The organism is Phaeobacter italicus (assembly GCF_001258055.1).
In the GTDB taxonomy this organism is placed as follows: domain Bacteria; phylum Pseudomonadota; class Alphaproteobacteria; order Rhodobacterales; family Rhodobacteraceae; genus Phaeobacter; species Phaeobacter italicus.
The window spans coordinates 380,237-401,866 of the sequence record NZ_CVRM01000011.1 but is presented as its reverse complement, the minus strand read 5'-3'; the positions used below and the strand labels follow the sequence as shown (position 1 = coordinate 401,866).

The following is a 21,630-nucleotide window of genomic DNA, read 5'->3' as shown; positions in this document are numbered from 1 at the left end:
GAAAACCAATGTGCATCAACTTTTAACTGAAGGTTAACCAGTTTGCCTTTCTGGTTTGCGCCCCTCGCGGTGCAACGAAAAACCCCGCCTGCACTGCTGCGGACGGGGCCAGCCAGAGCAAGGACGCTCTGGCGATTGTTATGAAACCAAATGGTTACTTCAGGGCAGCATCGGTGATGATGTGGGTCCAGGCGCCAACCGGTTCCTTGGTGATGACCGGGCTCGACCCGCCATCCAGAAGCGTTTTGACAGTGCGCTGATAGTCCGCCTCGCTCAGCGCGCCATTGCTGCCTGCGGTCAGCTTGGCCACTTCGGACATCATCCGTTTTTGGTGCTCTTCGGTTTGTGCACCAGAGGCATCATTGTCCAGCACGATTTCAGCCGCAGCGTCCGGGTTTTCCTCGGCCCATTTCCAGCCCTTCATAGAGGCGCGCACAAAGCGCTCCATCTTGTTGACGAACTCCGGATCCTTCAGGTTGTCCTCCAGAACATAGAGACCATCCTCAAGCGTTGCGACACCTTGGTCTTCGTATTTGAAGGTGATCAGCTCGTCCGGGCTGACGCCTGCATCGATGACCTGCCAGTATTCATTGTAGGTCATGGTCGAGATGCAGTCTGCCTGACGCTGCAACAGCGGATCGACGTTAAAGCCCTGCTTGAGGACTTCCACACCGCTCTCGCCTTTGCCTTCGGTGGAAATGCCCAGCTGGCTCATCCAGCTCATGAAGGGGAATTCATTGCCAAAGAACCAGACCCCCAGCGTGCGGTTGGCGAGATCCTCAGGCGCAGAAATGCCGGTGTCTTTCCAGCAGGTCAGCATCATGCCCGAAGATTTATAGGGCTGTGCGATGTTGACCAGCGGCAGACCCTTTTCACGCGCTGCCAGAGCGGCGGGCATCCACTCTACCGTGACATCGGCGCCACCGCCTGCAATCACCTGGGTGGGGGCGATATCGGGGCCACCGGGCAGGATTGTCACATCCAGATCTTCGGCCTCGTAAAAGCCCTGATCCAGCGCGACGTAGTAGCCCGCAAACTGCGCTTGCGTGACCCATTTCAGTTGCAGCTTCACCTCATCCGCGGCCTGCGCGGCACCTGCTGTTGTCAGTGCCATGGCGGCGGCTGTGAGCACATTCTTCATTGTCAGACTCCCTGTTGTCCTTATGTTGAAAACTCTGCGCCAAGGCCGCCTGCAAACAAAGATCTTTCTGTCTTTTCTGTCATGCGGCCGTGGCGCTTGCTTATGAATTGGGCGATGTGTCCTTATGGTTTTTCCATCTTATTCAGCCACATAGACCAACAAGTTAACCCGCCCGAAACCAATCGGGCGGGCGGTGTTTTTATCCTCTTTGCGACGGGTGCCAGAAGGTCAGTGTCTTTTCGATCAGGACCATCCCCCCATAAAAGGCAGAGCCGGCAAGGGCGGCGACGAGGATCTCTGCCCAGACCATATCCAGCGCCAACTGCCCCACGGAGGTCGAGATCCGGAACCCCATTCCCACGGTGGGTGAGCCGAAGAACTCCGCAACGATCGCGCCAACAAGTGCAAGCGTCGTGGCGATCTTCAGACCGTTGAAAATGAACGGCAGGGCCGCAGGCAGGCGCAGCTTGAAAAAGCTCTGCCAGTAGCTTGCGGCATAGGTCTGCATCAGGTCGCGCTGCATCTGGTCGGTTTCACGCAAGCCTGCGACGGTGTTTACCAGCACAGGAAAGAACACCATCACCACGACAACCGCCGCTTTGGACTGCCAATCGAAACCGAACCACATCACGAGGATCGGTGCGGTGCCGACAATCGGGAGCGCTGCAACAAAGTTCCCGACCGGCAACAGCCCCCGTCGCAGGAAGTCGCTTCGATCCACGGCAACTGCGGTGAGCAAAGCAGCACCGCAGCCGATCACATAGCCGGACAATGCCCCCTTGACGATGGTCTGCATGAAATCCGCCCAAAGGATCGGCAGGCTTTCGGCAAACCGCGCAGCGATCACGGATGGTGCGGGCAAGATCACCAGCGACACATCCAACCCGCGCACCAGCAGCTCCCAAACCAGCAGGATGGTGAGGCCGAAAATCCCGGGCACCAACAGCTGCACGAGGCGAGTTTGCGATTGTGGGCTATTGGCAAGGCGGGAATTCACCCACCAGCCCGCGCACCACACGATGACGGCAAGCACAACCATTATCATGACCGCACCCCCATGCGCCCGAGAAGGACACGTTCAATCACCCCCAGCAATGCGACCAGCGCCGCCGCCAGCAGTGCCGCTGCAAAGAGCGCGGACCAGATCTGGACCGTCTGCCCATAGTAGCTGCCCGCCAGCAGACGCGCACCAAGGCCTGCAACCGCACCGGTTGGCAGCTCACCAACGATGGCCCCCACAAGAGAGGCGGCAATGCCAATTTTGAGGGACGCGAACAGATATGGCATGGAGGACGGCAAACGCAGTTTCCAAAACCCCTGAGCCGTCGAGGCGTTATAGGTCTTGAGCAGATCAAGCTGCATGTGATCGGGACTGCGCAGCCCCTTCACCATACCCACCACAACGGGAAAGAAACTTAGATAGGCCGAGATGATTGCCTTTGGCAAAAGGCCCTGCACTCCGATGGAATAGAGCACGACGATAATCATGGGAGCCAGTGCAATGATCGGGATGGTCTGACTGACGATCGCCCAGGGCATCACCGACATGTCCATCACCTTGGAATGCACAATCCCCACTGCCAGCAGAATGCCAAGCCCAGTGCCGATAGCAAACCCAAGAAGGGTTGCCGAAAGGGTAACCTGGCCGTGGTAGATCAGGCTGCGTTTTGACGTGATTTTCTTCTCGACCGTGGTGTTCCATAGCTCAACGGCCACCTGATGGGGCGCTGGCAGGCGGGGCCGATCCTGGACCCACGTGTCTGCAATGGCAAAACTGTTGCCAGCGACCAGTCCGAACTCTCCCATGTCGCGCCGCTCTCGTGCGGTGGCGGGGGTCACCTCGGCCCCTGCCCGTTCGGCCGCATCCAGCACGCCCTTGATGTTCATGGGAACACAGGCCGCATACCAAAGCCCAATGATGGCGGCGACAACTGTCAGGATTGCAGTCAGGCTCTTCATGACAGCGGTCTCCCCTTGGTGGGATGACAGGATTTGTGTCTTGCCCTAGTCATAGCCATGCCCCGCCCGCAGGCCGTCGCGCACGCGATGGGCGATTTCGATGAACTCCGGACTGTCACGGATGTCGAGCGGGCGCTCTTTGGGCAATGTGCTGTCAATCACGTCATGGATCCGCCCCGGCCGCGGGGACATCACGACAATCTTGGTCGACAGATACACCGCCTCTGGAATGGAATGGGTCACAAAGCCGATGGTCTTGTTTGTGCGCGCCCACAGCTTCAACAGCTGTTCATTCAGGTGATCGCGCACAATTTCATCAAGCGCGCCAAACGGTTCATCCATCAGGAGAATGTCGGCATCAAAGGCCAGTGCCCGCGCAATCGAGGCCCGCTGCTGCATGCCGCCCGAAAGCTGCCAGGGAAATTTACCCCCAAAGCCGGACAGTTCAACCAGATCCAGAACCTGCTCAACCCGCTTGTCCTGTTCCGCCTTCGAATAGCCCATGATTTCCAGCGGCAGCTTGATGTTCTTGGCAATCGTACGCCACGGATAAAGCCCGGCAGCCTGAAATACATAGCCATAGGCACGCTGCCTGCGGGCCTCATCCGGGGTCATGCCGTTCACGGTCAATGTCCCACCGGTCGGCTGCTCAAGCGCCGCGATACAGCGCAAGAATGTCGTCTTGCCACAACCGGATGGGCCGATGAACGAAACAAAATCGCCACGATTGATGTTGAGGCTCACATCCTTGAGGGCGTGAACCGGCCCGTCGTTGGTTTGAAAGGTCAGGTCGAGGTTCTTGGCCTCGATGACGGATGCCTGAGCAGAGATCCCGGAATCGCCGGCCTGGGTCTCAAGAGCCTGGGGTGTCGTTTCCATATTCATGTCTTCGCCTTAAATTCGCACAAGTGTGATGAAAAAACGGGCCACCATCGCTGGTAGCCCGTTCGAAATCTCACACACCTGTTGCCGGAATGCCGGTCCGCTCTACGGGACGCGGCGCGGTCAGCTCTTTCCAGGTGCTCAGCGCCTTGTTCACGGTGGTGTTGGCCTCGCGCTCAACAAATTTACCGTGACCTTCCTGGGTGCGGATTTCACCGTCGTGCACCGCAACATGGCCCCGCGTCAGGGTAAAGCGCGGCAGACCTTTGACCTCGTGCCCCTCAAAGACGTTGTAGTCGATCGAGGACTGCTGGCTCTCGGCAGAGATGACCTTTGTTTTTTCCGGATCCCAAACCACCAGGTCCGCATCAGCGCCAACCAAAACGGCGCCTTTCTTGGGATAGCAGTTCAGGATCTTGGCGATATTGGTGGAGGTGACCGCCACAAATTCATTGGGCGTCAGACGACCGGTGTTCACACCATGTGTCCACAGCATCGGCATCCGATCCTCAAGACCGCCGGTCCCGTTGGGGATTTTGGTGAAATCACCCACGCCATAGCGCTTTTGATCAGTCGTAAAGGCGCAGTGATCTGTCGCCACAACAGAGAGAGAGCCGGACTGCAGGCCGTTCCAGAGGCTGTTCTGGTGCTGCTTGTTGCGGAACGGCGGTGACATCACCCGGCGGGCGGCGTGATCCCAGTCTTGGTTGAAATACTCGCTTTCATCCAGCGTGAGATGCTGGATCAGCGGCTCACCCCAGACGCGCTTGCCCTGCATACGTGCCCGGCGGATGGCCTCGTGACTTTCTTCGCATGAGGTGTGCACAACATACAGCGGCACGCCAGCCATGTCGGCAATCATGATCGCGCGGTTTGTCGCCTCGCCCTCCACCTGCGGTGGGCGTGAATAGGCATGTGCTTCGGGGCCGGTATTGCCCTCTGCAAGCAGCTTGGCCGACAGCTCTGCCACGACATCGCCGTTTTCGGCGTGGACCATCGCAATGCCACCCAGCTCTGCAAGACGCTGGAACGACGCATAAAGTTCGTCATCGTTGACCATCAAAGCGCCCTTGTAGGCCATGAAATGCTTGAAGGTGTTGATGCCGCGCGTCTCGATGACGGTTTTCATGTCGTCAAAGACCTGCTCTCCCCACCAGGTCACAGCCATATGGAAAGAGTAGTCGCAATTGGCGCGGGTGGATTTGTTGTCCCAACGCTTGAGCGCGTCCAGAAGGCTCTCGCCCGGGTTGGGCAGCGCAAAGTCGACAACCATCGTGGTCCCGCCAGCCAGACCCGCGCGGGTGCCGGATTCAAAATCATCCGAGCTGTAGGTCCCCATGAAAGGCATCTCAAGATGAGTGTGCGGGTCGATCCCGCCCGGCATCACATAGCACCCGGTCGCATCCAGCTCTTCGTCGCCCCGCAGCCCCTGACCGATCTGCGTGATGACACCGTTTTCGATCAGTACATCTGCCTTATAAGTCAGATCAGCGGTCACAATTGTGCCGTTCTTGATGACTTTCGTCATGTCTCTTCTCCCTGTGAGAGCGCGGTCATTGCCGCATTTTTATGAGTATCCCCCGGCCCGGAACTCTTTTGGTCCGTGTTTGCCGGGGGAGCCGCCAAAGGCGACCGAGGCGATGCCCCTATTCCACGATTTCCGCTGTCTCCAGAACCGCATGCAGCATGACATCGGTGCCTGCAGCAGCCCATTCCTTGGAAATATCTTCGGCCTCGTTGTGGCTGAGACCATCAACGCAGGGGCACATGATCATAGCCGTGGGCGCCAGATCATTGATCCAGCAGGCGTCGTGCCCCGCCCCCGAGACGATATCCATATGGCTGTAGCCCAACCGCTCTGCTGCCGAGCGCACCGCCGAGACGCACCCTTTGTCAAAGGTGACGGGATCGAAATGGCCAACCGGCTCGATCTCAAGCCCAAGGCCCAATTCCTCTGCAATTTCCTTGGCTTTCGCCTCATACTGGCTGCGCATGGAAGTCAGTTTTTCCAGATCCGGCGAACGGAAATCGACCGTAAACACCACCTTGCCGGGGATCACATTGCGAGAGTTCGGATAAACGTCACAATGGCCGACCGCCCCCACCGCATGAGGCTGATGTGCCATTGCGATCTGATGGGCTGCTTCGGTCATCCGCGCCATGCCAAGGCCTGCGTTGACCCGCATGTTCATCGGGGTGGAGCCGGTGTGCGCATCCTTGCCGGTCACGGTGCACTGCAACCACCACAGGCCCTGCCCGTGGGTCACAACCCCAATGTCCTTGCCCTCAGCCTCCAGGATCGGGCCCTGTTCGATGTGCAACTCGAACATCGCGTGCATCTTACGCGCGCCAACCTCTTCATCCCCGACCCAGCCGATGCGCTTCAGCTCATCGCCAAAGGACTTGCCCTCTGCATCCTCTCGGGCATAGGCCCAATCCTGGCTGTGCTTGCCTGCAAAAACACCAGAGGCCAGCATCGCAGGCGCAAAGCGCGTGCCTTCTTCGTTGGTCCAGTTGGTCACAACAATTGGGTGTTTTGTCTTGATGCCAAGATCATTGAGCGTGCGCACCACTTCCAGCCCGCCAAGGACCCCCAGGACACCGTCGTATTTGCCGCCGGTTGGTTGGGTGTCGAGATGCGAACCCATATAGACCGGCAACGCGTCGGGGTCTTCGCCCGGCCGGGTGGCAAACATGTTGCCCATGGTATCAACACCCATGGTACAGCCTGCGGCTTCGCACCAGCTTTGGAACAGGGCACGGCCTTCGGCATCTTCATCGGTGAGGGTCTGGCGGTTGTTCCCACCAGCGACACCGGGGCCGATCTTTGCCATGTCCATAAGACTGTCCCACAGCCTGTCGCCATTGATTTTCAGATTCTGTCCAAGCGACGTCATCTCAGCTTCCTTCCCTGTTGCCCGGCTTTTTGTCGGGTCATCTTGGCTTTGCGCCTTATCGGTGGCTTTGAAACGCTGGTCATGATTTGACCAACTGGTCAAACTCACGCTATCACGGGTGGACATTCAGTCAAGAAATTGCGTCTAACTGAACAAGAAAACCCCCAACCTGTTCAAAGGTTGACCGAAATTCAGGCGTGCCGTGCTCGCGATGGCCCCTGACACTGCCGCAAGAGACCGATGCCCAAAGACCGCAACCCGACCCGCATCCAGAAAAAGAATCGCGCCACCATTTTGGAGGCCGCGCTTGAGGTGTTTTCCACCAGCGGATTTCGCGGTGCTACCGTCGACCAAATCGCCCGCGCAGCTGGTTTGAGCAAACCCAACCTGCTTTATTACTTCCCGTCGAAGGAGGCGATTTTCACAGAGCTTCTGTCGGGCCTTCTTGACACCTGGCTGGATCCGCTGCGCGCCATTGATCCGCAGGGCGATCCGCTGGAAGAGTTTCTCGCCTACGTTCAGCGCAAGCTGCAGATGAGCCGCGATTTCCCCCGCGAAAGCCGTCTCTTTGCCAATGAAATCGTGCAGGGCGCACCTCGAATGTTGGAAACCTTATCCAAGGATCTCAAACCTTTGCTTGAGGAAAAGGCAGATTTGATCGAGGGGTGGATGGCAGATGGAAAGCTGAACAGAACCCACCCGAAACACCTGCTGTTTTCGGTCTGGTCTCTCACCCAGCACTATGCGGATTTTGATGTTCAGGTGCGCACGCTGATGGGGGATGAAGACCCCTTTGATGCTGCCCCCGCGCATCTGGAGCAGATGTTTCGCCGCATGCTGACACCAGCGCCCAAGATCTGAAATCAGCGCTTTTCGATCCCCCAAAACACCGCGTTCAAATGCAAACGACGCGCCTCGGCAAAGGCGCGTCGCATTGGTTTTTCCAAACAGGTCTGCACAGTGTGAAAAGACGCGCCCCCGAAGGGGCGCGAGGGATCACTCCGCGGCTGTAGCGGATGGGTTGTTGGGGTGGGTTGTCCAGTTGGCGTATTCGTCGGACACAACCTTGCCCGTGCGTTCATCGATCTGACCCGCTGGCACCTGCTCCATCGTGATGCAGCCTTCGACCGGGCAGACATTGACGCAGAGATTACAGGCCACGCATTCATCGTCTTTGACGGTGAAGACACGATCTTCGCTCATGGCGATGGCCTGGTGCGAGGTGTCCTCGCAGGCTGCAAAACACCGGCCACATTTGATGCAGTCGTCCTGGCTGATCTTGGCTTTGGCAACGTAGTTCAGGTTCAGATACTGCCAATCAGTGACATTCGGCACAGCCTTACCGACGAAATCGTCCAGCGTCTTGTAGCCTTTGTCATCCATCCACTGGTTCAGGCCAGAGATCATTTCCTTGACCACATTGAAGCCATAGGTCATCGCCGCAGTGCAAACCTGCACGTTGCCAGCACCCATGGTCATGAACTCGGCCGCGTCACGCCAGGTGGTGACACCACCAATGGCAGAGATCGGCAAACCATGGGTCTGCGGGCAGCGGGCGATTTCCGCAACCATATTCAGCGCGATCGGTTTGACCGCCGGGCCGCAATAGCCGCCATGCGTGCCCTTGTCACCGATGGTCGGCTCTGGCGCCATTGCGTCCAGATCCACCGAAACGATCGAGTTGATGGTGTTGATGAGGCTGACGGCATCCGCACCACCCGCCTTGGCTGCGCGCGCAGGGTGGCGAATGTCGGTGATGTTCGGTGTCAGCTTTACGATCACCGGCTTGGAATAGTATTTCTTGCACCATTCCGTGACCATCTGGATGTACTCAGGCACCTGCCCCACGGCAGAGCCCATGCCGCGTTCGGCCATCCCGTGTGGGCAGCCAAAGTTCAGCTCGATACCATCTGCGCCCGTTGCTTCGACACGCGGCAGGATGTCCTTCCAGGCCTGCTCTTCGCAAGGCACCATGATCGAAACGATGATGGCGCGGTCGGGATAATCCTTTTTCACGCGGGTGATCTCTTCGAGGTTCACCTCCAGCGGGCGGTCTGTGATCAGCTCAATATTGTTGAGCCCAAGCAGACGGCGATCCGCACCCCAGATTGCGCCATAGCGGGGGCCGTTGACATTGACGACTGGCGGCCCTTCAGAGCCCAGCGTCTTCCAGACCACGCCCCCCCAGCCGGCCTCAAAGGCGCGGCGCACGTTGTATTCCTTATCCGTCGGCGGCGCAGAGGCGAGCCAGAACGGGTTCGGGGATTTAATCCCCAGAAAATCTGCTGTCAAATCAGCCATTTGTCTGTTCCTTACACTGGCAACGCAGGGCCCAACCCGGCCCCGCGGCTGGCTTAGCCCATCAGGCTGGCGTGGATATCCATGGCCGCGTCACGGCCCTCGGCTACGGCGGTCACGGTGAGGTCTTCTCCGCCTGATGCGCAGTCGCCCCCGGCCCAGACACCCTCGACCGAGGTCCGGCCATTTTCGTCGACCTTGATCTTGCGCCCTTCAAGCGCCAGCGCACCCGGTTGCCCCTCAAGGGTCTGACCAATCGCCTTGTAGACCTGATCCGCTGCAATCCGCACGGTCTCGCCGGTTCCGGTCAATGTGCCGCCTTCGCTGCGGGTGTATTCCAGCTCGATTTCCGCACAAGCGCCGTTTCCGTGGATTGCAACCGGCTGGACGTTGAACATCAGCTTGACGCCCTTGGTCGCTGCAAGATCCTGTTCAAACCGGCTCGCGCCCATGGCGTCACGGCCCCGGCGGTATGCGATGGTCACATTCTCAGAGCCAAGAAGCTTGGACTGAACCGCCGCGTCAACAGCCGTCATACCACCGCCGATGACCACGACATTGCGCCCGACAGCGAGGTTGGTGAGGTCATCCGCCTGACGCAGTTCCGCGATAAAGTCGACTGCATCCCGCACACCGTCCTTGTCCTCCCCATCGGCGCGCAGGGCATTCACCCCGGCCAGGCCGATCGACAGGAAAACAGCGTCATAGTCCGCCTTCAGCGCATCAAGGCTCAGCTCTGCGCCAAGTTTCTTGCCGTACTCCATGGTGATGCCACCGATCTGCAGAAGCCAGTCGACCTCTTTCGCGGCGAAATCGTTGGTTGATTTATACGCTGCGATCCCGAACTCATTCAGGCCGCCTGCCTTGGATTTTGCGTCATAGACCACAACATCATGGCCCAACATCGCCAGCCGGTGCGCCGCCGACAGGCCCGCTGGCCCAGCACCGACAATGGCGACTTTTTTGCCGGTCGCCTCTGCGCGGCCGAATGGGTGTACACCCTTTTCCATCAGCGTATCCGTCGCATAGCGCTGAAGTCGGCCGATTTCGACTGGCTTGCCCTCGGCGGCCTCACGAACGCAGGCCTCCTCGCACAGGGTTTCGGTCGGACAGACCCGCGCGCACATGCCGCCCAGAATATTCTGCTCCAGGATCGTCTTGGCCGCGCTCTCGGGGTGGCCCGCCTGAATTTCACGGATGAACTGCGGAATGTCGATGGATGTCGGACATGCTGTCATACAGGGCGCGTCGTAGCAGAAATAGCAGCGATCCGCCGCCACTGCTGCCTCGTGCGCCTCATACTGTGGGTGCAAGTCACCAAAGTTATCGGCGATCTCCGAGGCGGACAAACGTCCCGCTTCGATGCCGGATGCCTGATGGCTGGTCGCCATTGGGTGTCTCCCTGGATGTGTTTTATTATGGAATCAAGACTGCCACAGTTTGATTTTTTATCAACTGGTAAAATTTTTGAACGGCGAGATTTCTGCGGCGATGCGACCAGCCAATCAGCGCAAGAAATTGAAACCTATAGCAAAAAACGACTTGCTCAGATTATGGGCGGTCGACTGCCACCCGCTGTTTCCGCCCCAAACGCTGTATTTCGCCACCAGCGCAACGTCAGTATTTCTGACCTGAAATCACAAAAAAACCGCCCCACCACCCGCTCTACGCTGGCAGTGAAAGACGGTTCGAATGCAGGTTTGTTGAGGGCCCTCAGGGCCCGTCAGGCGATCATGGCTGTGGCTTCGATTTCGATCTTGGCGCGGTCTTCCACCAGCCCCGCAACCACGACCATTGTCATCGCCGGGAAATGATAGCCCATGACTGCGCGATAGGCCGCGCCAACTTCACGTTGGTGGGCCAGATACTCTGCCTTGTCGGTGACATACCACGTCAGCCGGGTGATATCGCTCGCCTCTCCCCCCGCTTCCTTGACCACGGCCAGAATATTCTCGAGCGCCTGGCTCATCTGGCCGATGAAGTCGTCGGTTTCGAATTCCTGATTGGCATTCCAGCCGATCTGCCCGCCGACAAACAGCATGCGCCCCTCGCCGATCATCCCGTTGGCGTAACCTTTGGCCGGTTTCCAGCCATCTGGGTGCACATTCACTGTTGGCATATCGGGCTCCTGTCCTCGGCGCAAAAGCGCGCCATCATTGTTGGGGCAATATCAGCCAGAAACAAAATTACTTCAAGCTTAAAATATGCAAACATAAAGAATACAAAAAAAGCCCCCTGCCGAGGCAGAGGGCCATTGGGACCGCAATCATGGAAGCGGTGATCCCGACCAAACGGTCGATCACATACCCAACGCTTCCTTGTACATCTCCAGTACCGCCTCTTCTTCGGCGATGTCGTCCTTGTCACGCTTGCGCAGCGCGATCACCTTGCGGATGACTTTGGTGTCGTAGCCACGCGCCTTGGCTTCGGCCATGATCTCTTTTTGCTGATCGGCCAGTTCTTTCTTTTCCGCATCAAGACGCTCGAAGCGTTCGATAAACTGGCGCAGCTCGCCCGCGGTTACACGGTAGCTGTCGCTTTTTTCGTCTTCGGTCATATCCATCGTGGGCTCCGTCAGCATTGGTGGAAAATCAGGTTGGCCTCTCAGATACAATCGCACATCGCCTGCCGCAAGCAGTGATGCGCCACAGGCGGCGGATGCCCGCAGCCTTGCCCTGCAGCTGACAATCGGATAGGCGCAGATCGAAGGAAAACACCGCCTGCCCCGGCGGATCGATCATCGGAGAACACGATGTATGAACTTCTGGTTTGGGCTGGTGCAGCCCTTTCTGTTGTCGGCCTGGCAGGTCTGATCTGGAGCGTCGTGCGCGTTGCCAGCGCCAAGCGTCAGAAACTTGCAGACGAAGAGCTGCGCGCAGTGATCCAAGGGGTCCTGCCCTATAACCTCGGCGCGCTGTTTTTGTCGGTAATCGGCCTTATGCTGGTCATGCTCGGCCTGACACTCGGCGCGTAACTTCAGACAAGACAACACGCAGGCGCGCCCCAATCGGCCGACGCCTGCCTGTCATCTCTATCCGGACAATTCACGCTGATTGCCCGGCGTCGGGATTAAACGGCGCCGGGATCAAACCGGCATATTGTCGAACATATCTTCCGCGGCTTCCTCGCTCAGCATCTGGTCAAGGCGGACCATTCGCATGGGAACCCGCGCACCACTGGCGCGCAAACGCGACAGCGCCTTGGAAAAATCTGCCCTCAGCGACAGCCTGTCCGCCCGATGCGAGCCGAGAATGCGCTGTTCCAGCCCTTCGGCGGCCAGCATCAGTGTTTGATCGACTTTGGTCATGTCATCTCCTCCCATTTTCACCAGCGGCAAGGCTGTTTTGTCCTTTGCCGCCCCCGTGACGTGGTCATCAGGCTGGCCTGCCAGCCAACCCCGCGAGACCGGGACAACACCCTCCCGCGTGTCTGCCCTGTGACCCACCATGTCACAGCAGCAGTCTGGCACAATTTCCGCCACGTCACCTTGAGATAAATCAACCCTAACGTGAAACCCGCAGATTTGAAACCGGTGGCGGGCCATTGTGACGATGACCTCAGGAATTTTAACGGTTGGGCTTGTACATATTCATTTTCAGTAATATGTTTTTCCCGTAGCCAGGAGGACCAAACATGACGCCCCTCGTAAAAGCGTTTTTTGATGAGCAGACCAATACCGTCTCCTACGTCGTTCAGGAGCCCCAAGGGCAAGCCTGCGCCATTGTGGATTCCGTGCTTGATTTTGATCATGCAGCAGGCCGGACCGACACCCGGTCCGCGGATGAAATCATCGCCTGGATCACAGAGCAGAACCTGAAGGTTGACTGGATCCTCGAAAGCCACGTGCACGCTGACCACCTGTCTGCGGCGCCCTATCTGCAGGAAAAGTTGGGCGGCAAGATCGGGATTGGCGCAAATATCACTGTGGTTCAGGACACCTTTGGCAAAGTGTTCAACGAAGGCACGGAGTTCCAACGTGACGGCAGCCAGTTTGACGCGCTGTTCAAGGACGGTGACAGCTTTCACATCGGTCAGATGCGTGGCGATGTGATGCATACGCCCGGTCACACTCCGGCCTGTCTCACCTATGTGATTGGCGATGCGGCATTTGTCGGCGACACGTTGTTCATGCCCGATTTCGGCACGGCGCGCTGCGATTTTCCCGGTGGCTCCTCCGAGGCGCTGTTCCAGTCGATCCAGAAAATCCTGTCCCTGCCAGATGAGACCCGGATTTTTGTCGGCCACGACTACAAGGCTCCGGGGCGTGACGAATTTGCCTGGGAAACCACGGTAGGAGAGCAAAAAGCCCTTAATGTTCACATCGGGCAAGGTCGCCCGGTCGAAGAATTCGTCGCCATGCGCGATGCGCGGGATGCGACACTGGCCATGCCACGGCTCATTCTGCCCTCGCTGCAGGTAAATATGCGCGCTGGCCAGATGCCCGAACCGGATGCACAGGGCGATGTCTTTCTAAAGGTCCCGATCAACAAAATTTGATCGCAATATCAGCCCCCTGTCCCGTTCTGACCGGCGGGGCAGAACACCCATAGCGCGAGTAACGGTCACAACCGGCGGCTTGCGGGCAAAGGATTATGAATATGGAAACAGACTGGATTTGGGGGCTCATCGGTGGAGGGCTGATTGGCCTTGGCGGTGCCGTCTTTCTACTGGGTAATGGCCGCATCATGGGCGCAAGCGGCATCCTTGGCGGGTTGCTGGACGGCAGCGGCCGCGGCAATACGGCGGAGCGGATCGCCTTTATCGCCGGGGTTGTCCTGATCCCGATGATCGCGGTCGTGTTTACCTCGGCGGAGGCACAGACCCATCTGACGCCCAACCTGGCCGTCGTCGTGATCGCAGGCCTGCTTGTGGGTCTTGGCACACGGATCGCAAACGGCTGCACCTCCGGCCACGGGGTTTGCGGCATCTCGCGCCTGTCCTGGCGCGGCCTGATCGCCACCATCATCTATATTCTCGCAGGCGCCGCGACCCTCGCCGTCCTGCGCCATGTCTGGAGCCTGATCTGATGCGTCTCGTTCTTTCATTTTCCGCTGGCGGCCTATTCGGGCTGGGCCTGTTTCTGTCCGGCATGACAGACACCCGCAAAGTTCAGGGTTGGCTTGATATCTTTGGCAATTGGGATCCGACACTTGCGTTTGTCATGGGCGGGGCCATCATTCCGATGGCAATCGCCTGGCAACTGACCCGCGGTCGCCGTCCCCTGGTTGGAGGCAGTTTTCCGACACCGCCCCGTCAAGAACTCGACCGTCGCCTTGTTATCGGCTCGGTCCTGTTCGGCATGGGCTGGGGCCTGGCCGGTTTGTGCCCCGGTCCTGCCATGGCGTCGCTCAGCTACGGGGGCACTGGCGGAATTGTGTTCATGATTGCGATGGCAGCAGGCATGATTGCGGCGCCTCCGGTCGTTCAGCGGCTAGACCACACCGCAGCAAAGGCCTAAAAGATACGTCATGGATGCACGCACATTGACCCCCCGCTATGCCGTCTCGCCGCAGATTTCGGTCGAAGACTTGCCGCAAATCGCAGAGGCTGGATTTACCACCGTGATCTGCAATCGTCCTGATGAGGAAGTTCCACCCAGCCATCAGGCCGAGACAATCGGCGCCGCTGCCAAAGAGCTTGGCCTCAAGTTTGAGGTGCTGCCTCTGACCCATCAGACCATGACACCAGAGAATGTTGGCCGCCAAAAGGAGCTGATTGCGAACTCCGACGGACCGGTCTTTGCCTACTGCGCGTCTGGCACGCGCTGTTCCGTGGTCTGGGCCTTGGGTCAGGCGGGAGAGATGGAGGTCGATGACATCCTGAACACCACATCAAATGCCGGCTACCAGCTGGACGGTCTGCGCCCCACCTTGCACGCAGTTGCGGTGCAACAGGCCGAAAACGGCTAACAGTCCAGCGGCGAACACCACATGAGCTTTGCCACGTAAGCCATTGACAAAAAAGCAGGCCAGTTTGGCCTGCTTTTTTCTTGAACCTGTGGCACGTCGCGCTGCTGGTGTCAGGTTCCGGTATTCAAACCTGCGAGTTCCGACACCTCGTCTTCGTTCAGCTCGGCCGAAAAATCTCCAAGCCCGTCGCCCATCGGCAGGGCACCAAGATCCGGCAGATCGCTGCCAAGCGTATCGCCCATTCCATCACCAAGCCCATCACCCAGACCATCTCCCAGGCCGCCACCCATAGGCAGACCGCCCAGGTCACCACCAAGATCGCCGCCTAGGTCGCCGCCAAACTCCGCTTCGAAGTCAGCGCCGAGATCGCCAAGATCGCCCATGCCAGCCATAGGCTCGCCTAGGCCGCCGCCAAGGTCACCACCGAGCGTATCCATCGGATCCTGCAAACCATCCGCAGCAACCGAGAGATCAAGCATTGGGGCGTCATCTTCAAGCGCGTGTGGCGCCCCGCCCATGTCGGTCGAGAATGCAGTGTCATCTGCAGCGGTTTCGCTCACCAACTTGGTCTTTGGGTCCGTCAGGCGCACCGCGCGTGCACCGTTCATCTGGCCCAATCTGCCCTGAGCGATGACCTGACCACTGATTGCGACCATTTCCGTTTCGTAGAGATAGGCCTGATCCAGCGGCAAGAGATCCCCCTTGGCAAGGGAGGTGAAGGCATTTGCGGGCACACGCATCTTGCATAGAACCGCCTGCAACTCAGCCCGCATCGCGCCCAGATTGCTGCCAAGCGAGGGACCGGCGTGCTGACTTCCGTTTGCCTTGCCCAGATCCTCTGCTGTGGGTTCCGGCAGGATCAGGGTCATATTCCCCTGCATCGCGCCGCAAGCCAGATCAACAGTCAGATCGATCAGGCGATAGTCTTCTGCCTCCAGCCCAAGCACCAGACTGCGGACGTTTTCGACCTGCGCCCCGAACCGGTAGCCGGAAAAGATCACCTCATCCTTTTGGCCCGACAACATGGACACGACCTTGCCGAAGGTGCGTTCCAGAAAATCCGCAACCATAGCGGCGTCTGTCGGTGTGTAGTGGCGTTCGCTGGGCGCCTTGCCCAGCACCTGCCCCATGGTTTGCTGCTGGATCAGAGCCGTGACCAGCGGTGCATCCAGCGTTGCCGCACCGATGCGTCCGGCTGGTCCATCCAGAACAACAAGGAGGTGTTTGTCAGACAGATGCGCGGCCAGGTCCTCTGGCACGCGATTGGCCTGCCGGGCGGCAAGAACGGCAACGGGAAGATCGCACAAATCGGCTGCCGCACGCGCGATAGAGCGACGCAACGCCTTGAGGGTCAGCGAGCTGGTAAGCGCGCCTTTGCCCTCTTTCGTGGCGGCCAGTTTACGGGCAATTACCCCGCCGCCGCCATGTGCTGCCGTGTCCTTAGCTGTGTCCGACATAGGTTATGAGCCTGCCCCTCTCGCGCCGCATTGCCCTATGTCTAACGCAGAAATGGTTACCAGAAACTTTACAAACCTTCGCTTAGGCAGCAATTTCCCGCCGCAGCGACAGGGACACCCGGAACGCGCCCCCCTCCTGTCCCGCAAGGTAGCCCACATCACCGCCAAGGCGCTGCATGATCTCGCGACAAATCGCAAGTCCGAGCCCCGCCCCGCCAGCCCGTTCCGGGCTAACTCGCGAAAATTTCTCAAAAATTGTGGTCCGGTATTCCGGGGGGATGCCCGCACCATTGTCGATGAAATCAATGAACAGCCAGTCACCGCTCTCCTGCGCGACAATCCGCAACTGCGGCTGTTCTGCAGTGCAGTATTTCTCTGCATTGGCGATCAGATTGATAAAGACCTGAGACAGTCGGTCGAGATCGGTCGAGAGCCTCAGATCGTCTGTCGCGTCATCGCGCAGAACCCGCAGGTCCGCGCTGCCATCCGCCAGCGCAGTCGCCACCGCGTGATCCAGAACATCCCCCAAACGGCCAGCGCTGAAATTCAGCGTCACCTGCCCGTTCTCCAAGACGCTCAGATCCAGAAGGTCATTCAGCAACCGGGTCAGTCGCAGGGCTTCATCATGGATGATACCCGCATAGCGCGTGTGGTCTGTCGCGCTCAGATGATCGGCGTCCCGCAGGATTTCAGAGAACGCCCGGATCGAGGTCATGGGCGTGCGCAGTTCATGACTGACCTGACTGAGGAACGCATCCTTCTGCTGTGAGATCTGCGTGAGCTTCTCGTTTGTTTCCTGCAACTTGCGGGCCGTTCTTGACAGCTCTTCGGATTGCATTTCAAGGCGGCTGGAATATTCCAGGATTTGCGCCGTCTCGTCCGCAACTGCCATCAGATCCTGCACGGAGACGGACGATCCGCCAACGATCTGCCCCACCATGGCATGGGCAGCAGCAGCGCCGATAGAGGCGCTCAACTCCCGTTCGAGCCGCTCAAGAAATGCAGGCGTTGGTTCAGGCAAGGGACCGCGACCGCCCTGCCGGGCTAGCTCTGCCTGAAAAAAGCGCTGCGCCTCGCCTGCGCCAAGGATGCGCTGGGACATGATCATCAGGTCTTCGGCCTGAGCAACCGAGCCAAGCCAGCCGCGTGGTCCCGAAGAATGTTCAAACACATCAACAAATTGCGCGCCCTGCAGGCGCTCCAGCGGACTGGGAAAGGTGGCCAGCGATCCGATCAGGAAAGCGCCGGTGTTCAGCAGCATCGACCACAGGACCGCATGCACAGTTTCATCGAGGCCCTCGATTCCGAACAACGCATGCGGCTTTAACCAACCAATACCGAACAATCCTTCGGCCAGAATATGGGTCGGCAGAACCCCGCCCCCAAGGGCAGGCAGCAGCATCGTGTACAACCAAACAGCAAAACCAACGGTGAGCCCCGCAAGGGCCCCCGCACGGGTGGCGCCACGCCAGAACAAACCGCCAACCAGACTTGGCAACATCTGCGCCACGCCAGCAAAGGCGATCAGGCCAATTGCAGCCAGTGCCGCGCCGCCACCGGATATCGTGTAGTACAGATAACCAAGCGCCATGATCCCCGCGATCGACAGGCGGCGCGCCAGCAAGACAACATCGCGCACATCACCGGAGACAGAGGCCCCCACCTCCTGCCAGCGCAACCAGATCGGCATGACGATGTGGTTTGACACCATGGTAGACAGGGCCATCGCTGCGACGATCGCCATCGACGTCGCAGAGGAAAACCCACCGATAAAGGACAAAACCGCAAGCCCCTGCTGCCCTTCGGCCAAGGGCAGCGTCAGCACAAAGAGGTCAGGATTTGACCCCTGCGGCAACAGCTCCAGACCGATGGCTGCAATCGGAACAACAAAGATTGAGATCAGCAACAGATAGAGCGGAAACGCCCAAGCCGCGATGCGCAGATGCCGCTCGTCTTCGTTTTCCACCACCATAACCTGAAACATGCGCGGCAGGCACACAAAGGCTGCCGCAGACAAAAAGGTGATCGCCGCCCATCGCCCGCCATCGACCTGCCATTGCCCGATGCTGGATGCATCGATCCGCTGCAAGGTCTGCGAAAGCCCCCCCGCGATCCCCCAAACAACAAAGATCCCCACAGCAAGCAGCGACACCAGCTTGACCACCGCCTCAAGCGCAACAGCCGTTACAACCCCGTGGTGGCGTTCATTTGCGTTAAGGTTTCGCGTCCCGAACAGGATGGCGAACACCGCAAGCCCCAGCGCGACCCAGAAAACCGTCTGCGTCTCGTTCACGCTGCGCAGTGGATCCGCCTCTGCAAAAATCGCAAAGGAAAGGGTAATCGATTGTAGCTGCAGGGAAATATAGGGGGTGGTCCCTATGACAGCGAGAATGGTCACACCAATCGCCAAGAGGTTGGATTTGCCATAACGCGCGGACAGGAGATCCGCGATGGAGGTTACCCGTTGGCTGCGACCGATCCGCACCAGCTTGCGCAGGCCCCACCACCAGCCGATCATCACCAATGTGGGGCCCAGATAGATCGTGATATATTCCAGCCCCGATCGCGCGGCATATCCAACCGCGCCATAAAACGTCCAGGCGGTGCAATAGATCGACAGGGACAGCGTATAAACCAAGGGGGATCGCAGCCAGCGCGCGCTGTGGCCGCGACTGGCCATGCGGTCGGCAAGAAAGGCCACAAGGAACAGCAGGGCCACATAGCCAAGACAGACCACCGCCAGCACATTGAGCGACGCCATCAGTCCCCGCCCCCCTCCTGCGGGCCTTCGTTGACACCGGTCCAATGATCGGCCCATCGCCGCACCGCCAGCCCAAAGACGAAACTAGCAAGGATCAGCATCGCCCAGACGCTGAGAACATAAATCATCGCACGCGACAAAGGCATTCCGCCCATGCTGTCAGGGGCGGGATAGGGGTCTGGTGACGGCCACATAAGAGGAATGGCAAACAACACTGCGCCGACGATGGGCAGGAGCCGGGCAACATCCATGAGCCGTCGGCGGCGATAGGTCTTGCGCGCGACAAATGGCGCGGTGGTTTCACCCTGCCCTTCGGCGCCATCGCCGCGGATCATCCCTGTCCGGCCCGCTCAGCCAGATCTGTCCTCTCCCCTTCGCGCCCACCGGCAGCGGCCCTGTTCAGGCCGGCCTGGGCATGCAGGTCACGCACAGCAGTCAGCACCTCTGTGTTCGAAAAAGGCTTGGTCATGAAACGGGTAACCCCCGCCCGCTCGGCCATTTCCCGGTCCTTGAGCTGGCCACGCGCGGTCAGCATCAGCACGGGCAAGCCGGGCAGCTCATCGCTATCTCGCAGCTCTTTGATGATTTCCAGACCGCTTTTGCCGGGAAGCATAAGGTCAAGGATCACCAGATCCGGTTTGGCCGCACGGATCACATCAACCGCATCGGTCCCATCCGCATGGCTGTCAACTTTCCAGCCATCGCGGGTCAGCAGAAACCGGATTGCTTCCGTAATATTCGGCTCGTCTTCGACGAGAACAACATGCCTGCCCATCTTGTTGATTATCCTCCCATACGCCGCAACCCTCCGGAATTCCTTCCGGGCGGCGCCTCCTTCCCTGCGACCACAGTAGCGCCGGGATTACGCTGCTGTCAAAACCCTTCCTTGAGCAGCGAGGGCTCTCTCCGGGCCGCGCAGGCAGCCATCGGACATATCCGGCAGCTTGCACCCACTGATTGCGCGACATCAGACGCCTCACGCTTGGGGAGAATCAGCATGACAGCGTGATAGAGCGGATCGCGGTCGAAATCCGCGCTCAACCGGGGCCATGAAACAGCGTAGCAGTCAAATCCAACCGAGCTGCGCCCCTGTTGAACGACCTCCCGGTGAATTGGCTGCTGCGGCCGTGAAAGCGCGGTGTACAGCGGCCAAAGCGGACAGGACGCGCCAAAACGAGGCAATGCAAACCCGGCGACGGGTTTGTGAAACAGGATCGAGCCGGACCCATCGCAGACAACCAGCCCGGCCTCTTGCCCCAGAACTTCTGGCGGCAACGCACCCAGCCTGCGCAGGACAGTGGGCAGATCGACGCCAAAGGCGCGCGCAATCGCAGACGGGTCGCTGCCATGTTCGCTCAGGACATCGGACAAGGCCGCGAGCGGCAGGGCGCGTGCATCCGCGCAATACTGGCGCAGAGCCTCGCGTGCGATTGTCCGGGCGGCGTCTGCGACCAGCGCGCCGCTCTCCTCTATCAAAGTTTGCAACGCAACTTCCTGCGCCGCAGCATCTGGGGTTTCAAGTTCCGCAAAGTGATGCCCCGCCTCGAGAAAGAAGCGTTCCACCTCTTCCTGTGGGACACCGCGACGGTCAGCGGACGTATTGCCCTCGTCCAGAAAATTCACCAATGCCCGGCTGCTTTCTGCAAGGCGTTGGGAATCTTCATTGAGGTTTTTGTGGAACCGGTCGCGCCACTCGGCCTCCAGTTCGCCGGTTTCCGCCAAGATCGACGCGGTGGAGCGGATCGCGGCCGCAGTGGACAGGACCTCATGAAGGGACGCGGCCAGATGGGGGTCATGCGTCAATCGGTCAGAAAGCGTCTGGACCGTCTGTTCAAGACTGCTGATCCGTTTCTGCGCATGCGCGAGCACCTCTGCCCAGCCGGGAAAACGGCCTGCAAATTCGTCCACCCGATCCAGTTCGGCAACCGGGCGCGACAGCGCAGCGGCGGCTTCGCGTAGGGTCGACAACAATGCAACCTCGGCCCCTTCGGTCAGCATCGAAGGTTCGACCGCCAGGACGCGGGCCAGATCAACCAACAGCTTGCCACCGATTCTGCGGCGGTTGTGTTCGATAAGATTAAGGTAGGAGGCAGAGATATCCACCTGACGCGCCAACTCTGCCTGACGCAAGCCCAGCATCAATCTGCGTTCGCGGATCCGGCTGCCTGTCAATGTGTCCCGTCCCATCGCGGACTGCACTCCCTAAACCACTACGCATCAAGGGGTTTCTGCATCGCAACATAAGTTTATTTACAAAAACACCCGACCTTCTGTTCATTTGTTTACAGAATAAACCAGTATTTCAAGGGTTTTATTGCGCGATTTT

The 21,630-nt window shown here is 59.0% G+C and carries 22 protein-coding genes; 6 read left to right on the top strand and 16 right to left on the bottom strand.

Going from position 1 to position 21,630, the window contains the following annotated elements; translation table 11 throughout:
* Nucleotides 1-154 precede the first annotated feature (154 nt).
* From NIT7645_RS05195 to NIT7645_RS05170, 6 genes are all read right to left on the bottom strand, one after another.
* Complete coding sequence (locus NIT7645_RS05195; RefSeq protein WP_008562933.1) at nucleotides 155-1,141, bottom strand: ABC transporter substrate-binding protein; 987 nt, start codon at nucleotides 1,139-1,141, stop codon at nucleotides 155-157.
* Nucleotides 1,142-1,340: 199 nt separating this feature from the next.
* The gene (locus tag NIT7645_RS05190; protein ID WP_008559425.1) at nucleotides 1,341-2,186 is read right to left on the bottom strand and encodes an ABC transporter permease; all 846 of its coding nucleotides are present in this window, start codon (nucleotides 2,184-2,186) and stop codon (nucleotides 1,341-1,343) included.
* Entirely contained in the window at nucleotides 2,183-3,100 is a 918-nt protein-coding gene (locus NIT7645_RS05185; RefSeq protein WP_008562375.1) for an ABC transporter permease, read from the bottom strand. The genes NIT7645_RS05190 and NIT7645_RS05185 overlap by 4 nt, the downstream gene beginning before the upstream one ends.
* A 45-nt stretch (nucleotides 3,101-3,145) precedes the next feature.
* On the bottom strand, nucleotides 3,146-3,985 hold the full coding sequence (locus NIT7645_RS05180) for an ABC transporter ATP-binding protein (RefSeq protein ID WP_008562911.1): 840 nt from the start codon (nucleotides 3,983-3,985) through the stop codon (nucleotides 3,146-3,148).
* A 70-nt stretch (nucleotides 3,986-4,055) separates the two neighbouring features.
* The gene (gene hydA / locus NIT7645_RS05175) at nucleotides 4,056-5,510 is read right to left on the bottom strand and encodes a dihydropyrimidinase (protein ID WP_008559888.1); all 1,455 of its coding nucleotides are present in this window, start codon (nucleotides 5,508-5,510) and stop codon (nucleotides 4,056-4,058) included.
* A 118-nt stretch (nucleotides 5,511-5,628) separates the two neighbouring features.
* A complete protein-coding gene (locus NIT7645_RS05170; RefSeq protein WP_037302855.1) occupies nucleotides 5,629-6,879 on the bottom strand; it encodes a Zn-dependent hydrolase in 1,251 nt (416 codons plus the stop codon).
* A 240-nt stretch (nucleotides 6,880-7,119) separates the two neighbouring features.
* Between NIT7645_RS05170 and NIT7645_RS05165 the strand changes: the two genes are divergently transcribed.
* Nucleotides 7,120-7,740, top strand: a complete 621-nt coding sequence (locus NIT7645_RS05165) for a TetR family transcriptional regulator C-terminal domain-containing protein (protein WP_008561684.1) — start codon at nucleotides 7,120-7,122, stop codon at nucleotides 7,738-7,740.
* A 135-nt stretch (nucleotides 7,741-7,875) separates the two neighbouring features.
* Here NIT7645_RS05165 and preA read toward each other — a convergent pair whose 3' ends face one another.
* The 4 genes from preA to NIT7645_RS05145 all read right to left on the bottom strand — a co-directional run bounded on the left by preA (nucleotide 7,876) and on the right by NIT7645_RS05145 (nucleotide 11,740).
* Nucleotides 7,876-9,180 (bottom strand): NAD-dependent dihydropyrimidine dehydrogenase subunit PreA, encoded by a 1,305-nt coding sequence (gene preA / locus NIT7645_RS05160; protein ID WP_008559752.1) that lies wholly within the window; start codon nucleotides 9,178-9,180, stop codon nucleotides 7,876-7,878.
* Between the two features lie 53 nt (nucleotides 9,181-9,233).
* Nucleotides 9,234-10,568 (bottom strand): NAD(P)-dependent oxidoreductase, encoded by a 1,335-nt coding sequence (locus NIT7645_RS05155; RefSeq protein WP_008563012.1) that lies wholly within the window; start codon nucleotides 10,566-10,568, stop codon nucleotides 9,234-9,236.
* A gap of 332 nt (nucleotides 10,569-10,900) precedes the next feature.
* The gene (locus NIT7645_RS05150) at nucleotides 10,901-11,296 is read right to left on the bottom strand and encodes a RidA family protein (protein WP_008560957.1); all 396 of its coding nucleotides are present in this window, start codon (nucleotides 11,294-11,296) and stop codon (nucleotides 10,901-10,903) included.
* A gap of 180 nt (nucleotides 11,297-11,476) precedes the next feature.
* On the bottom strand, nucleotides 11,477-11,740 hold the full coding sequence (locus NIT7645_RS05145) for a DUF2312 domain-containing protein (protein ID WP_008561160.1): 264 nt from the start codon (nucleotides 11,738-11,740) through the stop codon (nucleotides 11,477-11,479).
* 189 nt (nucleotides 11,741-11,929) lie between these two features.
* Between NIT7645_RS05145 and NIT7645_RS05140 the strand changes: the two genes are divergently transcribed.
* Nucleotides 11,930-12,151: a hypothetical protein gene (locus NIT7645_RS05140; protein WP_008560727.1), complete on the top strand. Its 222-nt coding sequence runs from the start codon at nucleotides 11,930-11,932 to the stop codon at nucleotides 12,149-12,151.
* A gap of 111 nt (nucleotides 12,152-12,262) precedes the next feature.
* Here the strand turns inward: NIT7645_RS05140 and NIT7645_RS05135 are convergent, their stop codons facing one another.
* A complete protein-coding gene (locus NIT7645_RS05135) occupies nucleotides 12,263-12,484 on the bottom strand; it encodes a hypothetical protein (protein WP_008559120.1) in 222 nt (73 codons plus the stop codon).
* A 326-nt stretch (nucleotides 12,485-12,810) separates the two neighbouring features.
* On the opposite strand from NIT7645_RS05135, the gene NIT7645_RS05130 reads away from it, so the two are divergent.
* The 4 genes from NIT7645_RS05130 (at nucleotide 12,811) to NIT7645_RS05115 (ending at nucleotide 15,086) form a co-directional block, all read left to right on the top strand.
* A complete protein-coding gene (locus NIT7645_RS05130) occupies nucleotides 12,811-13,674 on the top strand; it encodes an MBL fold metallo-hydrolase (RefSeq protein WP_037302456.1) in 864 nt (287 codons plus the stop codon).
* A 101-nt stretch (nucleotides 13,675-13,775) separates the two neighbouring features.
* The gene (locus NIT7645_RS05125) at nucleotides 13,776-14,204 is read left to right on the top strand and encodes a YeeE/YedE family protein (RefSeq protein WP_008562745.1); all 429 of its coding nucleotides are present in this window, start codon (nucleotides 13,776-13,778) and stop codon (nucleotides 14,202-14,204) included.
* The gene (locus NIT7645_RS05120; RefSeq protein ID WP_008562422.1) at nucleotides 14,204-14,635 is read left to right on the top strand and encodes a DUF6691 family protein; all 432 of its coding nucleotides are present in this window, start codon (nucleotides 14,204-14,206) and stop codon (nucleotides 14,633-14,635) included. The genes NIT7645_RS05125 and NIT7645_RS05120 overlap by 1 nt, the downstream gene beginning before the upstream one ends.
* 10 nt (nucleotides 14,636-14,645) lie before the next feature.
* Nucleotides 14,646-15,086 carry a protein tyrosine phosphatase family protein gene (locus NIT7645_RS05115; protein ID WP_008559758.1) on the top strand — a complete coding sequence of 147 codons (441 nt, stop codon included), beginning with the start codon at nucleotides 14,646-14,648 and terminating at the stop codon, nucleotides 15,084-15,086.
* A 110-nt stretch (nucleotides 15,087-15,196) separates the two neighbouring features.
* Here the strand turns inward: NIT7645_RS05115 and NIT7645_RS05110 are convergent, their stop codons facing one another.
* The 5 genes from NIT7645_RS05110 to NIT7645_RS05090 form a co-directional block, all read right to left on the bottom strand.
* Nucleotides 15,197-16,543, bottom strand: a complete 1,347-nt coding sequence (locus NIT7645_RS05110) for a FliM/FliN family flagellar motor C-terminal domain-containing protein (protein ID WP_008563224.1) — start codon at nucleotides 16,541-16,543, stop codon at nucleotides 15,197-15,199.
* 82 nt (nucleotides 16,544-16,625) lie between these two features.
* A complete protein-coding gene (locus NIT7645_RS05105; RefSeq protein ID WP_008561808.1) occupies nucleotides 16,626-19,304 on the bottom strand; it encodes an ATP-binding protein in 2,679 nt (892 codons plus the stop codon).
* Complete coding sequence (locus NIT7645_RS05100; RefSeq protein WP_037302457.1) at nucleotides 19,304-19,639, bottom strand: hypothetical protein; 336 nt, start codon at nucleotides 19,637-19,639, stop codon at nucleotides 19,304-19,306. Before NIT7645_RS05100 ends, NIT7645_RS05105 begins: the two co-directional genes overlap by 1 nt.
* A complete protein-coding gene (locus NIT7645_RS05095; protein WP_008560094.1) occupies nucleotides 19,636-20,079 on the bottom strand; it encodes a response regulator transcription factor in 444 nt (147 codons plus the stop codon). Before NIT7645_RS05095 ends, NIT7645_RS05100 begins: the two co-directional genes overlap by 4 nt.
* Nucleotides 20,080-20,177: 98 nt before the next feature.
* A complete protein-coding gene (locus NIT7645_RS05090; protein ID WP_008562624.1) occupies nucleotides 20,178-21,491 on the bottom strand; it encodes an XRE family transcriptional regulator in 1,314 nt (437 codons plus the stop codon).
* Between the last annotated feature and the right edge of the window lie 139 nt (nucleotides 21,492-21,630).

Coding starts and splice junctions, on each gene's coding strand:
- NIT7645_RS05195 (WP_008562933.1), bottom strand. CDS start 1,141: ATGAAGAATGTGCTCACAGCCGCCGCCATGGCACTGACAACAGCAGGT.
- NIT7645_RS05190 (WP_008559425.1), bottom strand. CDS start 2,186: ATGATAATGGTTGTGCTTGCCGTCATCGTGTGGTGCGCGGGCTGGTGG.
- NIT7645_RS05185 (WP_008562375.1), bottom strand. CDS start 3,100: ATGAAGAGCCTGACTGCAATCCTGACAGTTGTCGCCGCCATCATTGGG.
- NIT7645_RS05180 (WP_008562911.1), bottom strand. CDS start 3,985: ATGAATATGGAAACGACACCCCAGGCTCTTGAGACCCAGGCCGGCGAT.
- hydA (WP_008559888.1), bottom strand. CDS start 5,510: ATGACGAAAGTCATCAAGAACGGCACAATTGTGACCGCTGATCTGACT.
- NIT7645_RS05170 (WP_037302855.1), bottom strand. CDS start 6,879: ATGACGTCGCTTGGACAGAATCTGAAAATCAATGGCGACAGGCTGTGG.
- NIT7645_RS05165 (WP_008561684.1), top strand. CDS start 7,120: ATGCCCAAAGACCGCAACCCGACCCGCATCCAGAAAAAGAATCGCGCC.
- preA (WP_008559752.1), bottom strand. CDS start 9,180: ATGGCTGATTTGACAGCAGATTTTCTGGGGATTAAATCCCCGAACCCG.
- NIT7645_RS05155 (WP_008563012.1), bottom strand. CDS start 10,568: ATGGCGACCAGCCATCAGGCATCCGGCATCGAAGCGGGACGTTTGTCC.
- NIT7645_RS05150 (WP_008560957.1), bottom strand. CDS start 11,296: ATGCCAACAGTGAATGTGCACCCAGATGGCTGGAAACCGGCCAAAGGT.
- NIT7645_RS05145 (WP_008561160.1), bottom strand. CDS start 11,740: ATGGATATGACCGAAGACGAAAAAAGCGACAGCTACCGTGTAACCGCG.
- NIT7645_RS05140 (WP_008560727.1), top strand. CDS start 11,930: ATGTATGAACTTCTGGTTTGGGCTGGTGCAGCCCTTTCTGTTGTCGGC.
- NIT7645_RS05135 (WP_008559120.1), bottom strand. CDS start 12,484: ATGACCAAAGTCGATCAAACACTGATGCTGGCCGCCGAAGGGCTGGAA.
- NIT7645_RS05130 (WP_037302456.1), top strand. CDS start 12,811: ATGACGCCCCTCGTAAAAGCGTTTTTTGATGAGCAGACCAATACCGTC.
- NIT7645_RS05125 (WP_008562745.1), top strand. CDS start 13,776: ATGGAAACAGACTGGATTTGGGGGCTCATCGGTGGAGGGCTGATTGGC.
- NIT7645_RS05120 (WP_008562422.1), top strand. CDS start 14,204: ATGCGTCTCGTTCTTTCATTTTCCGCTGGCGGCCTATTCGGGCTGGGC.
- NIT7645_RS05115 (WP_008559758.1), top strand. CDS start 14,646: ATGGATGCACGCACATTGACCCCCCGCTATGCCGTCTCGCCGCAGATT.
- NIT7645_RS05110 (WP_008563224.1), bottom strand. CDS start 16,543: ATGTCGGACACAGCTAAGGACACGGCAGCACATGGCGGCGGCGGGGTA.
- NIT7645_RS05105 (WP_008561808.1), bottom strand. CDS start 19,304: ATGGCGTCGCTCAATGTGCTGGCGGTGGTCTGTCTTGGCTATGTGGCC.
- NIT7645_RS05100 (WP_037302457.1), bottom strand. CDS start 19,639: ATGATCCGCGGCGATGGCGCCGAAGGGCAGGGTGAAACCACCGCGCCA.
- NIT7645_RS05095 (WP_008560094.1), bottom strand. CDS start 20,079: ATGGGCAGGCATGTTGTTCTCGTCGAAGACGAGCCGAATATTACGGAA.
- NIT7645_RS05090 (WP_008562624.1), bottom strand. CDS start 21,491: ATGGGACGGGACACATTGACAGGCAGCCGGATCCGCGAACGCAGATTG.